The following is a 13,814-nucleotide window of genomic DNA, read 5'->3' on the forward strand; positions in this document are numbered from 1 at the left end:
GTACTGACTCCACCTCAACAATGTGGCTAACATCACGCCAGCGCGGCGATGTTGCCGCGTCGTTACGGAGGTGCGACGTGCTGCCAGTACGGGGACGAGACGACCGTGCCACCGGGCTTGTGCGCATCGTGGGCACCCGCATCGCGTGGACGCCCGTCGGAGACGGCGAGTTCTTCTGCCCGGGCTGCGGAGGCGACCGCAACTACGAGCGCCTCACCGGCCGCCGCCGCTTCACCCTCCTCGGCGTGCCCGTCCTGCCGCGCGGGGTGACCGGACCGGTCGTGGAGTGCGCGTCCTGCCGCCGCCACTTCGGCACCGACGTCCTCGACCACCCCACCACGTCCCGCTTCTCCGCCATGCTCCGCGACGCCGTGCACACGGTCGCCCTCGCCGTGCTGGCCGCGGGCGGCACCTGCGCCCGTACGTCCCTGGAGACCGCCGTGAGCGCGGTGCGCGCCGCCGGCTTCCAGGACTGCACCGAGGAACAGCTCGCCGCGCTGGTCGAGGCCCTCGCCGCCGACACCGGCCGGTTCTTCGAGCAGCCGGGCGGCGCGAGCCTGGCCATAGAGCTGCACGAGTCCCTCGACCCGCTCGCCCCGCATCTCGCCCCCGCCGGCCGCGAGTCGATCCTCCTGCAGGCCGCCCGCATTGCCCTCGCCGACGGCCCCTACACCCCGGCCGAACGGGAGGCTCTCATCACCGTGGGCGCCGCCCTCACCATCCACGCGGACGACGTGAGCCGGCTGCTGGCGGCGGCGCGGACACCGTCGTAGGCCGTGCCGGTGGTGCGGGCGTCGGACGAGGCGGCTGCGGGGACCATGTGGCCGTGACCCTCCTGAGCCGCGCCCTCCTCGCCGCCGCCGCGCTCCTCACCCCGCTCACCACCACGCAGGCCGCCCACGCCACACCGGGTTGTACGTCCTCGGTGCCGTACGTCTCCGGCGCGGGGGGCTACGACACGTACCGCATCCCGGCCGTGGTCACCACCCGCAGCGGCATCCTCCTCGCCTTCGCCGAGGGCAGGCGCAACAGCGCGGGCGACACCGGTGACATAGACGTCGTCCTGCGCCGCTCCACCGACGGCGGCTGCACCTGGGGCCCGCTGCGGGTGGTCGCCGCCGGCAACGGGGACACCCGGGGCAACCCCGCGCCGGTGGTCGACCCGCGCACCGGCGCCGTCGTGCTGCTGACCTCCTACAACAGCGGTGCCGTGACCGAGGCGCAGATCATGCGCGGCGAGGTCACGCCGGAGCGGAGCCGCCGGGTGTTCGTGCAGCGCAGCCGGGACGACGGGCGGCACTTCACGCCTCCGAGGGACATCACGGCCGCGGTGAAGCCGAAGGGCTGGCGCTGGTACGCGACGGGGCCCGGCCACGCGGTGGCGCTCACCCGGGGCCCGCACCGGGGCCGGCTGGTGGTCCCCGCCAACCATTCGGCGGCCCCGCCCGCCGGTTCCCCCGACACCGGGCAGGAGGCCAGGTACTACGGCGCCCACGCGATCCACAGCGACGACGGCGGGCACACCTGGGAGCTGGGCTTCGTGGACGACTCCTACGACGGCGCGGAGAACGCCAACGAGTCCACCGCCGCTCAACTCCCCGACGGGCGCCTGTACGTCAATTCCCGCGACCAGAACGGCACCAGCCCCGGCAACCGCCTCGACAGCTACTCCAGCGACGGCGGGCAGACCCTCGACCGGCCCTACGCCGTGCAGCCGGCGCTGGACGACGTGCCGGTGGTGCAGGGCAGCGTGCTCCAGCTCACGCACGGGCCGCTGCTGTTCTCCGGCCCGTCCGTGCCCACCGCCCGCCGGGCGCCGGCGATCTGGCGCAGCACGGACGGCGGGGCGACCTTCACCAAGGCGCTGACACTGTCCGACCAGCGGGCCGCCTACTCCGACCTCGTGCAGGTCGGCCCCGGCACCGCTGGGATCCTGTACGAGACGGGCGCGACGGGGACGTACGACACGATCGAGTTCCGCAGGCTGGACCTCTCCCAGCTGGACAGGGCCTAGAGCAGACCGGCCGCCGCCAGGAACTTCCCCACCTTCTCGACCTCCTCCGCCGACAGCGGGATCTGCGGCTCGGCGGTCAGCGGGCAGTCGATCACGCCGCGCAGGTGCAGGGCCGCCTTGAAGGCGCCGATGGCCGACGAGTTGCCGCCCATCCGTGCCCGATCCCCGACGCGCACCATGCCGAACAGGGCGCACAGCCGCTCCTGTTCGGCCCGGGCGGCGTCCCGGTCGCCCGCCCGGCACAGGCGGTCGAGGCGGACGTAACCGTGCGGGTCGACGTTGGCGAGACCGGGCACGGCCCCGTCGGCGCCGAGGGCGAGAGCCGCGTCGACGACGAGTTCGGAGCCGGTGAGCACGCTGAAGCCGCTGATGTCGGGGCGGCCGCGGGCGCCGGTGACGACCTCCCGGAAACCGCCGAGGTCGCCGCTGGAGTCCTTCAGCCCGGCCAGCACGCCGTCGGCGGCGAGTTCCAGGACGAGGTGGGCGGGGAGCTTGGTGTGGACGGCCGCCGGGATGTCGTAGGCGAGCACCGGGACCGGGCAGACGGCGGCGATCCGGCGGTAGTGGCGGGCGATCTCCGCCGGATGGGTGCGGGTGTAGAAGGGGGCGGTGACGACGACCGCCTGCGCGCCCGCGGTGGTGACCTCGCGGACGTCGTACAGCACCCGCGGTGTGGTCATGTCGATCGCCCCGGCCAGCACCGGGACCTGACCGCCGAGGTGGCCCACGACCGCTTCCACCACCAGCCTGCGCTGCAGGTCCGTGAGATAGGCGGCCTCGGAGGTCGACCCGAGCAGGAACAGGCCGTGCACCCCGGCGGCCACCAGGTGGTCGACCAGTCCGAGGAGCGAGGGGACGTCCACCTCGCCGTCCGGTGTCAGGGGCGTGCAGACGGGCGGTACGACACCGGACAGCGGGGCGGGCAAGGTCATGAAGGCTCCCGGGGATGGCTCTGGCGTACGAGGTCGCGGGTCGAGTGGTCCTCCCGCACAGGATGGTGGCAGCGGTAGCGGTGTCCGGGGTCCGACGCGGCCGAGAAGCCCGGCATCTCCGCCGCGCACACCTCGTCGGCCTGCCAGCAGCGGGTGCGGAACGGGCAGCCGCTCGGCGGCCGGGTCGCCGACGGCACCGGGCCGGTCAGCGGGATCGCGTCGATCGGGTCCAGCAGGCCGGGGGTGGCGGAGAACAGGGCACGGGTGTACGGGTGCCGGGAGCGGTCGGTGACCCGGCCGGCCGGGCTCTCCTCGACGATCCGGCCGAGGTACATGGTGATCACGCGGTCGCTCATCCGGCGCACGGTCTGGATGTCGTGCGAGACGAAGACGAGGGCCAGGCCCAGCCGCTCCCTCAGATCCAGCAGCAGGTTGAGGATCTGCGCGCGTACCGACACGTCCAGCGCGCTGGTCGGCTCGTCCGCCACCACCAGGCCGGGGTCCAGCGCCAGCGCCCGGGCGATGGCCACGCGCTGCCGCTGACCGCCGGACAGCTGTCCCGGCAGCGCGTCGGCGAGGGCCCGGGGGAGGCCCACCAGGGCCATCAGCTCCCGCACCCTCTCCTCCCGCCGGGTCTTGGTCCCCCGGTTGTGGACGTCCAGCGGGTCGCGCAGGATCCGGCTGACCGGCAGGCGGCGGTTCAGGGCCGTGGACGGGTCCTGGAAGACCATGCCGGTGCCGGCCCCCACGGCCGCCCGGCGCTCGGCGGGCGCCATGGCCCACAGGTCCCGGCCGTGGAAGGACACCGTCCCGGACGTCGGCCGCTGGATCCCGACCAGCACCTTCGCCAGCGTCGACTTCCCGCACCCCGACTCGCCGACCACGCCGACCGTCTCGCCGGCCGCCACGGTGAGGTCGGCGCCGGTCAGGGCGTACACCCGGTCCCGGCTGAACAGGCCACCGCTGCGGGCCTTGTGGACGACGTGGGCGTCCGACAGTTCGACGACCGGGTTCACTTCACCGCCCCGCTCTCCGGGCTCTGCGTGTTTTCCGGCGTCGCCAGGCCGAGCGCCGGGTGGTGGCAGGCCGCCGTGTGCGCCGGTGAGCCCCGCAGGGCCGGAGCCGTCGTGCGGCACACCTCGCTCGCCATCGGGCAGCGGTCGGCGAAGCGGCAGCCGGCCGGGAAGTCGGCGGGGGACGGGACGACCCCCTTGATCTGTGTCAGGCGTTCGGCCGCCGACTCCAGGGACAGCACGCTGCCCAGCAGGCCGCGCGTGTAGTGGTGGGCCGGGGACTCCACCAGGTCGGCGGTCACGCCCGTCTCCACGATCTGCCCGCCGTACATCACCACCACCCGGTCGGTGACGTCCGCGACCAGCGCCAGGTCGTGCGAGACCAGGACCAGCGCGAAGCCCAGCTCCGCCCGCAGCCTCAGCAGCAGCTCGATGACCTGCGCCTGTACGGTCACGTCCAGCGCGGTCGTCGGCTCGTCGGCGACGATCAGCCGCGGCTCCCGGGACAGCGCCATCGCGATCAGGACGCGCTGGCGCTGGCCGCCGGAGAGTTCGTGCGGATAGCTGCGCAGGGTGCGCTCGGGGTCGAGGCCGACCATGGCCAGCAGCTCGGCGGGACCGCGCCGGCCGCCGCGCCGCACGAGTTGCCCCAGCTGGGCGCGGACGGTCATCGCCGGGTTCAGGGAGGACAGCGCGTCCTGGTAGACCATGGCCATCTCGTGGCCGAGGAGCCGGCGCCGCACGCGCATCGGCTCGGCGAGCAGGTCCCGGTGGCCGAAGCGCACATGGCCGCTGACCCGGGCGGTCTTCGGCTGCAGACCCATGACGGTGAGCGCCGTCAGCGACTTCCCGCAGCCCGACTCGCCCACCAGGCCCAGCACCTCGCCGGGCCGCACCTCGAAGCTGATCCCGTCGACGATGTCCACGCCCCGGTGGCGGCCCTCGAACCCGATGGCGAGGTTCTCCACCGCGAGCACCGGCCGGGCGCCGGGGTCGGGCAGGGGCCGGGCCCGGGACCGCAGCCGCCGGGCGGCCTCCGTGAGACCGGGGAGCGGGAGCACCTCCCCGCTGCCGGGCTCGGGCGCCTCCAGGCGGTCCTCGGGTACGTCCACCTCCCGGGCCGCCGGTGCCGCCCAGGCGTCCGACACGCCCTCGGACAGGATGTTCAGCGACAGCACGGTGACCAGCATCAGCAGCCCGGGGAACACGGTCGCCCACCAGCCGCCGGTCAGCACCATGTTCTTGCCGTCCGCGATGACGCTGCCCCAGGACGGGTCCGGGGGCCGTACGCCCGCGCCGATGAACGACAGCGACGCCTCGAAGACGATGGCCTCGGCGACCTGGACCGTGCAGAACACCAGCACCGGCGCGGCACAGTTGACGGCCACGTGCCGCAGCACGATGTGGGGCGTGCGGGCGCCGATCACCCGTTCCGCCGTGACGTAGTCCTCGCCGTACTGGTCGAGGACGTTCGCCCGGACCACCCGGGCCACCGGCGGGGTGAACAGGAAGGCGATCGCGCAGATCAGCACGGTGATCCCGCCGCCGAACACGGCCACGAGGACGGCGGCCAGCGCGATGCCCGGGAACGCCATCACCACGTCCAGGCAGCGCATCAGCGTCTCGTCGACCGCTTTGCGGGAGGTCGCCGCCACCGCCCCCACCAGCGCCCCCGCCACGAGGGCCAGCGAGGTCGCGCCCAGCCCGATCGCCAGCGACCAGCGGGCCCCGTACATCAGCCGGCTGAGGATGTCCCGGCCGAGACTGTCCTGGCCCATCCAGTGCGCGGCGGACGGGTGCCCGGTGCCGCCGGCCGGGGGCTGCTGGTCGAGCGGGTCGTCCGGGGCGAGAACCGGGGCCAGCAGCGCCGTCAGCACGACGACGGCCAGGAAACAGACGGCGGCCCTGGACAGCGGGGGCAGCCGCCGCGGGCCGCGCAGCCGGACGCCGGGCCGGGACAGGGCTTCGGTCAGACCCTTGCGGGTGAGCATCAGGTGGCGTCCCTCAGTCGCGGGTTGACCAGGAGATAGAGGAGGTCGATCACCAGGTTGACCACGACGAACCCGGTCGCCGTGGTCAGTACGACACCCTGGACGACCGCCGGATCGCCGTTCTGCACGGCGTCGATCATCAGCTTGCCCATGCCGGGCAGCGAGAAGATCGTCTCGATGACCACCGCGCCGCCCAGCAGATAGCCGACGCGCAGCCCGAGTACGGTGAGCGGATTGATCAGGGCGTTGCGCAGGACGTTGCGCCCCACGACCACCCTTGGCGGCAGCCCGCTGCCGATCGCCGTGCGCACGTAGTCCTTGTCCAGCTCCTCCACCACCGCCGTCCGCACGATCCGGGTCAGCTGCGCCGCGACCGGCAGCGACAGCGCGAACGCCGGGAGCGTCATCGTCCTCAGCCAGCCGGTGAAGGAGTCGGCCGGGTTGATGTAGCCGCCGGTCGGGAACCAGCCCCGGTCCACCGCCAGGTACTGGATCATCAGCAGCGCCAGCCAGAAGCCCGGCGCCGCGACCCCGGTCAGCGAGACCACGCGGATGACCTGGTCGGGTAGCCGGTCCCGGTAGATCGCCGCCGTCACCCCGCCGGCCAGCGACAGCACCACCGCGATGCCGAGCCCCAGGAAGGTGAGCTGCAGGGTGAGCGGCAGCGCGGTGGTGACCTGGTCGACGACCGGCGCCCGGGTCAGGGCGCTGGTGCCCAGGTCGCCGTGGAGCAGGTCGCCGACGAAGTGGACGTAGCGCAGGGGGAGCGGGTCGAGCAGCCCGTTGCGCTCCCGGAAGTCGTGCAGCTGCCGCGGGGTCGGGTTGGCGCCCTGGAAGAACGCGGACGCCGGGTCGACGTCGGAGAACCGCATCACCAGGAACACGAACAGCACGATGCCGAGCATCAGCGGCACGAGCAGGGCGAGACGGCGGAGCAGGATGCGGAGGATGGCGACCACGCGCGGTCAACTCCCGTGGTCGTCAGACCCACTTGGCCTGGAGCAGGTTGATGCCGGGGTAGGGCTGCGCCCTTGTTCCGGTGAGCTCGCGCGGGTCCCAGGCGGTCATCAGCTCGTTGTGGACGACCGGGTAGAGCACGGCCTGCTCGGCGACGACGTCGACGTAGTCCTGGATCATCGCCCTCTTCCTGTCCGGGTCCGGCTCCCGGGTCGCCCGGTCCATGTCCTGGAAGAGCTGCTTGGCGACGGGAGTGTCGGCCCACCGGGTGTAGCGCATCCACAGGTTGTCGGGGCCGTAGTTGTAATGCATGATCAGGTCGGCGTCGAGCCCGAACTGGTTCGGGTTCGAGGCGGCGGCGACGACCTGGTAGTCCTGCCTCTGGTCCATCTTGGTGAAGACGGCCGTGGTCTCCTGCGGGGAGAGGGTCGTCTCGACGCCGATCGCGTCCCAGGAGGACTTGATGGTCGGCAGGCAGTCCACGATCCAACTGACGTTGACGGCCAGGATGTTCACCTTCAGGCGGGTCACCCCGGCGGCCTTCAGCAGCGCCTTCGCCTTCTCGGGGTCGTAGTCGTAGACGGTCTTCGCCCGCCGGTAGGAGGGGTTGCCCTCGTCGAGGAAGGACGAGGACGGCTTCCCGTGCCCCTTCAGGGCGACCTCCACCATCTTGCCGGTGTCGATGGCGTAGTGCAGCGCCTGCCGCACCCGTACGTCGTCGAAGGGCTTGTGCCGGGTGTTGAACATCAGGAACAGGTTGTTCATCCCGGCTCCGCCCGCGACCGTCAGACCGCCCTGCTTCAGGCGCGTGATGTTGGCGTACGGGATGTTGTCGGCGATCTGCGCGCCCGCGCTCGCCCCGGAGATCTTCGCCACGCGGGGTGCCGCGTCCACGATCGTCAGCCAGTTCATCTTCTTGAAGGCGGGCCTGCGCGGCCCGTTGTAGCCGTCGAACGCCTCGAAGGTGGTGTTGGACTTCGGATGGTGCGCGGTCTGCCGGTACGGCCCCGAGCCCACCGCGAGACCCTTGATCGCATCGTCCCAGGCGCCCGGCCGGGAGAACACGTGCCTCGGCATGACCTTGGCCAGGGTGAGCCGCGAAAGCCCGTCCGGGAAGGGGAACCTGAGCACCAGCTCGACCGTCCGCGCGTCGATCCTGCGGACTTCCTTAAGCCAGCTCGCGAAGAAGCCCCTGGCGAGCGTCTGGGTCTTCGGATCGAGGATCCGGTCGAAGACGAAGACGACGTCGTCGGCGGTGACCGGCTTGCCGTCGTGGAACGTCGCTCCCGTCCGCAGCGTGAACCGCCAGGAGGTGCTGCCGCTGTCCTTCGGCACCTCGGTCGCCAGCGCCGCGTACGGCTCGCGGGAGATCGGGTCGGTGTCGAGCAGCCCCTCGTAGATGTGGTTGTTGGCGGCCATGGCGAACGCGGACGCCGTCTGCGTCGGATCCCAGCTGCCGTCGTTGCCGTAACCGATCACCGCGGTCAGCGTGCGGTCGCCGCCGCCGGTGTCGTTCGTCGACTCCGGCCCCGAGGAGCAGGCCGCCAGCGACGAGGAGAGGGCGGCGGCCGCGCCCAGCGCGCCGGTGTACTTCAGGAACGACCGGCGGTGCACCGCCGGCACGTCGTGGGTCACGTCGCGCACGGGTCCTCCAGCGGGGGAGATACGACGTCCTACGTCCGGTCGGTCAGCGCGACCATAGGGGGGCCCGCGGGGGCGGTCAAGGGACCGCACACGAATGGCGTAGCCGTCAGAGGTTGGACCAATGACGCGGCAAAATGGGGGAGTTGGCCCAGGCCGGCGTCACAGCCCCCCGGGGTGTTCATGGTGTCCCCGGTGACCGGCGCCGCCGTCCCCCGGCCCCGCGGCTCCGCAGGGCGGGCCACGCCTTCGCCGGCTCCTTCGCGGCGGCGTTCCGGCGGGTGGCGGGGGTCACGCCGAGGGCGGTACTTCCCTGGCCCCGGCACAGGCCCGCAGGAGGGCAGAATGGGCTCATGAGTCTGTTCCGCGACGACGGCATCGTGCTGCGCACCCAGAAGCTGGGTGAGGCGGACCGGATCATCACGCTGCTCACGCGGGGGCATGGGCGGGTGCGGGCGGTGGCCCGGGGGGTGCGGCGGACGAAGTCGAAGTTCGGGGCCAGGCTGGAGCCCTTCTCGCACGTGGACGTGCAGTTCTTCGCGCGGGGGAGTGAGCTGGTGGGGCGCGGGCTCCCGCTGTGCACGCAGAGCGAGACCATCGCCGCGTACGGTGGCGGGATCGTCACCGACTACGCCCGCTACACCGCCGGGACGGCCATGCTGGAGACCGCCGAGCGGTTCACCGACCACGAGGGCGAGCCGGCCGTCCAGCAGTACCTCCTGCTCGTCGGCGCCCTGCGCACCCTCGCCCGGGGTGAGCACGCCCCGCACCTCGTACTCGACGCCTTCCTGCTGCGGTCCCTGGCGGTGAACGGCTACGCGCCGACGTTCAGCGACTGCGCCAAGTGCGGAATGCCCGGACCGAACCGGTTCTTCTCCGTGGCGTCCGGCGGCTCCCTGTGCGTGGACTGCCGGGTGCCCGGCAGCGTCGTACCCTCGCCGGCGGCCCTCGAACTGCTCGCTGCGCTGCTTACGGGAGACTGGGAGACCGCGGACGCGTGCGAGCCGCGGTACGTCCGGGAGGGCAGCGGGCTGGTGTCCGCCTACCTGCACTGGCATCTGGAGCGTGGACTGCGCTCCCTTCGGTACGTGGAAAAGTAGAACGCCACGCACCACGAGATCGGCAACACCTAGGGAGACGAGAAGCACATGGTCGTACGCGGGATCCTGGGGCGCCGGCGCCGCGAGTACAGGACGCCGGAGCCGCACCCGTCCGGCGCCCGCGCGCCCAAGCTCCCCGGCGAGCTCGTCCCCAGCCACGTGGCGATCGTCATGGACGGGAACGGCCGCTGGGCCAAGGAGCGCGGGCTGCCCAGGACGGAAGGGCACAAGGTCGGGGCCGAGCGCGTCCTCGACGTGCTGCAGGGCGCGATCGAGGTCGGCGTGGGGAACATCTCCCTGTACGCCTTCTCCACCGAAAACTGGAAGCGCTCGCCCGACGAGGTCCGCTTCCTGATGAACTTCAACCGCGACTTCATCCGCAAGACCCGCGACCAGCTCGACGAACTCGGTATCCGGGTGCGGTGGGTGGGGCGGATGCCCAAGCTGTGGAAGTCCGTCGCCAAGGAGTTGCAGATCGCCCAGGAGCAGACCAGGGGCAACGACCGGCTCACGCTGTACTTCTGCATGAACTACGGCGGCCGGGCCGAGCTCGCGGACGCCGCGAAGGCGCTGGCGGAGGACGTGCGGGCCGGGCGGCTCGACCCTGCGAAGGTCACCGAGAAGACCATCCAGAGGTACCTCTACTACCCGGACATGCCGGACGTGGACCTGTTCCTGCGCCCCAGCGGTGAGCAGCGCACCTCCAACTACCTGCTCTGGCAGAGCGCGTACGCCGAGATGGTCTTCCAGGACGTGCTGTGGCCGGACTTCGACCGCCGCGACCTGTGGCGTGCCTGCGTCGAGTTCGCCTCCCGCGACCGCCGGTTCGGCGGGGCCGTCCCCAACGAGGAACTGCTCGCCATGGAACGGGACATGCGGGGCGGCACCTCGTAGCCACCGGGTCCGTGGAGATCACCGACGCTCCGGCCGTGAAGCGTGTCACTCCCGCCGTCGCCCTGTGCGGCCGGGAATAGGCCGCTTGCGTGTGCGATTTAAGATCATGAGCGACTGCTCGATCTCAACGGGGGTTCCGCTTGTTCGCTTTCGTGATTCCTGCGCACAACGAAGAGGCCACGGTGGCCACGATCGTCGGCCAGGCCCTCGAGGCCGCGCGGCCCGGCGACCGTGTGCTGGTCGTGGACAGCGCGTCGACCGACGGTACCGCCCGGCGGGCACGGGAGGCCGGTGCGGAGGTGCTGAGCGGCCCGCTCGGCAAGGGCGCGGCCATGCAACTGGCGGTGTCGGCGGTGGACAGCGAGTGGACGTGCTTCCTCGACGCCGACCTCGTCACGTCGGAACGGAATGTCGCCGCGCTGCTCCGCGAGGCGGCGGCCGGCGGCACGGCGGACCACGTGGTCGGTGACTACGAGTACGACCATCCGGGCACCATCCTGGCGTCCACGTTCACCATCTACGAGCCGTTGACCGCCCGGTTCTTCCCGGAGGTCGGCTACCACGGGGCGAACGCCCTCACGGGCTACCGTGCCGTCCGTACCCGTCACCTGCGCGTCCCGCTACCGCCGGACTTCGGTGTCGAGACCTTCCTCAACATCTCCGTCGCCCTGTCCGGCGGGCAGGTGGACGTGTGTCACCTCGGCGTCATCGGCAGCCGCTACCGCTTTCACGGGGGCTCGATGGCGACCGAGATAGGCACCAGGATCCTGGACATGGCCGAGGACCACGGGCGGCTGGACCCGGCGGACCGGCCGGAGTGGGATCAGTGGCTCCAGGCGGGGGTGGCCGCCATCGCGCCGAACACGGCGGACCAGGGCCGCTCGGCCGTCCTGGCCCGGCTGTTCAGCACCGTCCGCAGGCCGATGCCGAGGAGCGGACCGTCGGCGACGGTTCACTTCGCGAGCCGGTCGTAAGCCCGCGGGCGAGGCGGCCGGTCGCGGCCGTGACGACCGAGAGCCGGGGTCCCGCAGCGGCGGCCCCGGCACCTCGGCTCAGGGATCCCTGCACTGTGCCCGCGCGACCTTGTCGGGCGCTCATGGTGCAAGGACCCCATCAGTGCGCGGCGCAGTCCGCGCACGTGCCGAAGATCTCCACCGTGTGCGCCACGTTGACGTACCCGTGCTCCGCCGCGACGGCCTCCGCCCATTTCTCCACCGCCGGGCCCTCGACCTCGACCGCCTTGCCGCAGGTGCGGCACACGAGGTGGTGGTGGTGTTCGCCGGTGGAGCAGCGGCGGTAGACGGACTCGCCGTCGGAGGTGCGCAGGACGTCGACCTCGCCGGCGTCGGCGAGGGACTGGAGGGTGCGGTAGACCGTGGTCAGTCCGACCGAGTCGCCCTTGTGCTTGAGCATGTCGTGGAGCTCCTGCGCGCTGCGGAACTCGTCGACCTCGTCGAGGGCTGCCGCCACGGCGGCACGCTGCCGGGTGGCGCGGCCCTTCACGGGCGGTCCAGCGGTCGTCACCGGTTGCCTCCTCACGTCTCACGCTAACCCGGGTCATTGTGCCAGTCCGGGCTGTGCGCGGTCAGACGCCGACCTCGTCGGCGGTCCCCCGGGTGGCCGGAATCGTGCACTGGGCCGGGTCCCCGGCGGGCCGCGGGCCGGCGGCGGCCCGGGCGCGGCGGCGGGCCAGCGGAGTGGCCAGGGCGGTCAGGGCGATGAACGCCGCGATGGTCAGCAGCACGATCGTCGCGCCGGGCGGCACGTCCTGGTAGTACGAGGTGACCGTGCCGCCGATGGCCACGGTCACGCCGATCGCGACGGCGATCGCGAAGGTGGCCGCGAAGCTCCGGGTGAGCTGCTGGGCCGCCGCTACCGGCACCACCATCAGCGCCGAGACCAGGATCAGGCCGACCACCCGCATGGCGACGGTGACCGTGACGGCCGCGGTGACCGCCGTGAGCAGGTTCAGGGCACGGACGGGAAGCCCCGTGACCCGGGCGAACTCCTCGTCCTGGCTCACCGCGAACAGCTGCCTGCGCAGCCCCAGGGTCACCACGACGACGAACGCGGCCAGCACGGAGATCGCGTTCACGTCCGACGGGGAGACCGTCGACAGCGAGCCGAAGAGGTAGGAGTTCAGGTTGGCGTTGGAGCCGCCCGGCGCGAGGTTGACGAACATCACGCCGCCCGCCATGCCGCCGTAGAAGAGCATGGCCAGGGCGATGTCGCCGCGCGTCCTGCCGTACCAGCGGATGAGCTCCATCAGCACCGAGCCGAGCGCGGAGACGGCGGTCGCCATCCACACCGGCGAGGTGTTCAGCAGGAAGCCGAGGCCGACGCCGGTCATCGCGACGTGCCCGATGCCGTCGCCCATCAGGGGCTGGCGGCGCTGCACGAGATAGATGCCGATCGCGGGCGCGGTGACGCCGACGAGGACGGCGGCGATGAACGCCCGCTGCATGAAGGCGAAGTCGAGGATTTCCATCAGCTCAGCAGTCCCGTCCGGATCGGTTCGGTGCCCGCCGGGGCGTGCGGGTGGACGTGGTCGTGGCCGGGCAGCGCGTGCTGGCCGACTGCGCGCGGGGGCGGGCCGTCGTGCGTGACACAGCCGTCGCGCAGGACCACCGCCCGGTCGATCAGGGGCTCCAGCGGGCCCAGTTCGTGCAGGACGAGAAGGACCGTCGTACCGGCCGCGACCTGCTCCCTCAGGGTCTGCGCGAGCACCTCCTGGCTGGCCAGGTCGACGCCCGCCATCGGCTCGTCCATGATCAGCAGCTCGGGTCCGGCGACCAGGGCGCGGGCGATCAGCACCCGCTGGTGCTGGCCGCCGGAGAGGGCGTGCACGGCGTCCTTGGCCCGGTCCGCCATGCCGACCAGCTCCAGGGCGTGCCGTACGGCCTCGTGGTCGGTCCTGCGGAAGAGGCCGAAGCGGGTGCGGGAGAGGCGGCCGGAGGAGACGATCTCGGTCACGGTCGCCGGGACGCCGCCCGCGGCCGTGGTGCGCTGCGGTACGTAGCCCACGCGGGCCCAGTCCCGGAAGCCGCGGCGCGGGGTGCCGAACAGTTCGATCTCGCCGGCGCTGACCGGCACCTGGCCGATGATCGCGCGGATCGCGGTCGACTTGCCGGAGCCGTTCGCGCCGAGCAGCGCGACGACCTCACCGCGGCGGACGCTGAGGTCGATGCCGCGCAGGACGGGGCGCGAACCCAGTTCGGCCCGGACGCCGCGCAGGGATATGACCGGTTCTGCCATGACGTCGTCCTCCGGGG

At 72.3% G+C, this 13,814-nt stretch carries 13 protein-coding genes; 5 read left to right on the forward strand and 8 right to left on the reverse strand.

Features of this window, described 5'->3' with window-relative positions; all coding sequences use genetic code 11:
- The first annotated feature begins 77 nt into the window (after positions 1-77).
- Both ACIBBH_RS33630 and ACIBBH_RS33635 read left to right on the forward strand, forming a co-directional pair.
- Positions 78-773 (forward strand): TerB family tellurite resistance protein, encoded by a 696-nt coding sequence (locus tag ACIBBH_RS33630; protein WP_399411209.1) that lies wholly within the window; start codon positions 78-80, stop codon positions 771-773.
- Between the two features lie 53 nt (positions 774-826).
- On the forward strand, positions 827-2,014 hold the full coding sequence (locus ACIBBH_RS33635) for an exo-alpha-sialidase (RefSeq protein WP_399411211.1): 1,188 nt from the start codon (positions 827-829) through the stop codon (positions 2,012-2,014).
- Here the strand turns inward: ACIBBH_RS33635 and ACIBBH_RS33640 are convergent.
- The 5 genes from ACIBBH_RS33640 to ACIBBH_RS33660 are packed head-to-tail and all read right to left on the reverse strand — an operon-like array spanning position 2,011 to position 8,551.
- Entirely contained in the window at positions 2,011-2,946 is a 936-nt protein-coding gene (locus tag ACIBBH_RS33640; protein WP_399411213.1) for a dihydrodipicolinate synthase family protein, read from the reverse strand. The two genes, ACIBBH_RS33635 and ACIBBH_RS33640, sit on opposite strands and share 4 nt — an antisense overlap.
- Positions 2,943-3,962, reverse strand: coding sequence for an oligopeptide/dipeptide ABC transporter ATP-binding protein (locus ACIBBH_RS33645; protein WP_399411215.1), 1,020 nt, complete (start codon positions 3,960-3,962; stop codon positions 2,943-2,945). The genes ACIBBH_RS33640 and ACIBBH_RS33645 overlap by 4 nt, the downstream gene beginning before the upstream one ends.
- Positions 3,959-5,950 carry a dipeptide/oligopeptide/nickel ABC transporter permease/ATP-binding protein gene (locus tag ACIBBH_RS33650; RefSeq protein WP_399411217.1) on the reverse strand — a complete coding sequence of 664 codons (1,992 nt, stop codon included), beginning with the start codon at positions 5,948-5,950 and terminating at the stop codon, positions 3,959-3,961. Before ACIBBH_RS33650 ends, ACIBBH_RS33645 begins: the two co-directional genes overlap by 4 nt.
- Positions 5,950-6,909, reverse strand: a complete 960-nt coding sequence (locus ACIBBH_RS33655) for an ABC transporter permease (RefSeq protein ID WP_399411219.1) — start codon at positions 6,907-6,909, stop codon at positions 5,950-5,952. Before ACIBBH_RS33655 ends, ACIBBH_RS33650 begins: the two co-directional genes overlap by 1 nt.
- 22 nt (positions 6,910-6,931) lie before the next feature.
- Complete coding sequence (locus ACIBBH_RS33660) at positions 6,932-8,551, reverse strand: ABC transporter substrate-binding protein (RefSeq protein WP_399411221.1); 1,620 nt, start codon at positions 8,549-8,551, stop codon at positions 6,932-6,934.
- 350 nt (positions 8,552-8,901) lie between these two features.
- On the opposite strand from ACIBBH_RS33660, the gene recO reads away from it, so the two are divergent.
- The 3 genes from recO (at position 8,902) to ACIBBH_RS33675 (ending at position 11,516) form a co-directional block, all read left to right on the forward strand.
- Complete coding sequence (gene recO, locus ACIBBH_RS33665) at positions 8,902-9,648, forward strand: DNA repair protein RecO (protein WP_399411223.1); 747 nt, start codon at positions 8,902-8,904, stop codon at positions 9,646-9,648.
- A gap of 48 nt (positions 9,649-9,696) precedes the next feature.
- Positions 9,697-10,542, forward strand: coding sequence for an isoprenyl transferase (locus ACIBBH_RS33670; RefSeq protein ID WP_399411225.1), 846 nt, complete (start codon positions 9,697-9,699; stop codon positions 10,540-10,542).
- Between the two features lie 152 nt (positions 10,543-10,694).
- Positions 10,695-11,516: a glycosyltransferase family 2 protein gene (locus ACIBBH_RS33675; protein ID WP_399411227.1), complete on the forward strand. Its 822-nt coding sequence runs from the start codon at positions 10,695-10,697 to the stop codon at positions 11,514-11,516.
- Between the two features lie 139 nt (positions 11,517-11,655).
- Here ACIBBH_RS33675 and ACIBBH_RS33680 read toward each other — a convergent pair whose 3' ends face one another.
- The 3 genes from ACIBBH_RS33680 to ACIBBH_RS33690 all read right to left on the reverse strand — a co-directional run bounded on the left by ACIBBH_RS33680 (position 11,656) and on the right by ACIBBH_RS33690 (position 13,797).
- The gene (locus ACIBBH_RS33680) at positions 11,656-12,066 is read right to left on the reverse strand and encodes a Fur family transcriptional regulator (RefSeq protein ID WP_399411230.1); all 411 of its coding nucleotides are present in this window, start codon (positions 12,064-12,066) and stop codon (positions 11,656-11,658) included.
- Between the two features lie 61 nt (positions 12,067-12,127).
- Positions 12,128-13,030 (reverse strand): metal ABC transporter permease, encoded by a 903-nt coding sequence (locus ACIBBH_RS33685; RefSeq protein WP_399411232.1) that lies wholly within the window; start codon positions 13,028-13,030, stop codon positions 12,128-12,130.
- Positions 13,030-13,797 carry a metal ABC transporter ATP-binding protein gene (locus ACIBBH_RS33690; protein WP_399411234.1) on the reverse strand — a complete coding sequence of 256 codons (768 nt, stop codon included), beginning with the start codon at positions 13,795-13,797 and terminating at the stop codon, positions 13,030-13,032. Before ACIBBH_RS33690 ends, ACIBBH_RS33685 begins: the two co-directional genes overlap by 1 nt.
- Positions 13,798-13,814 lie beyond the last annotated feature (17 nt).

It is taken from the genome of Streptomyces sp. NPDC051636 (genome assembly GCF_044453765.1).
Taxonomy (GTDB): domain Bacteria; phylum Actinomycetota; class Actinomycetes; order Streptomycetales; family Streptomycetaceae; genus Streptomyces.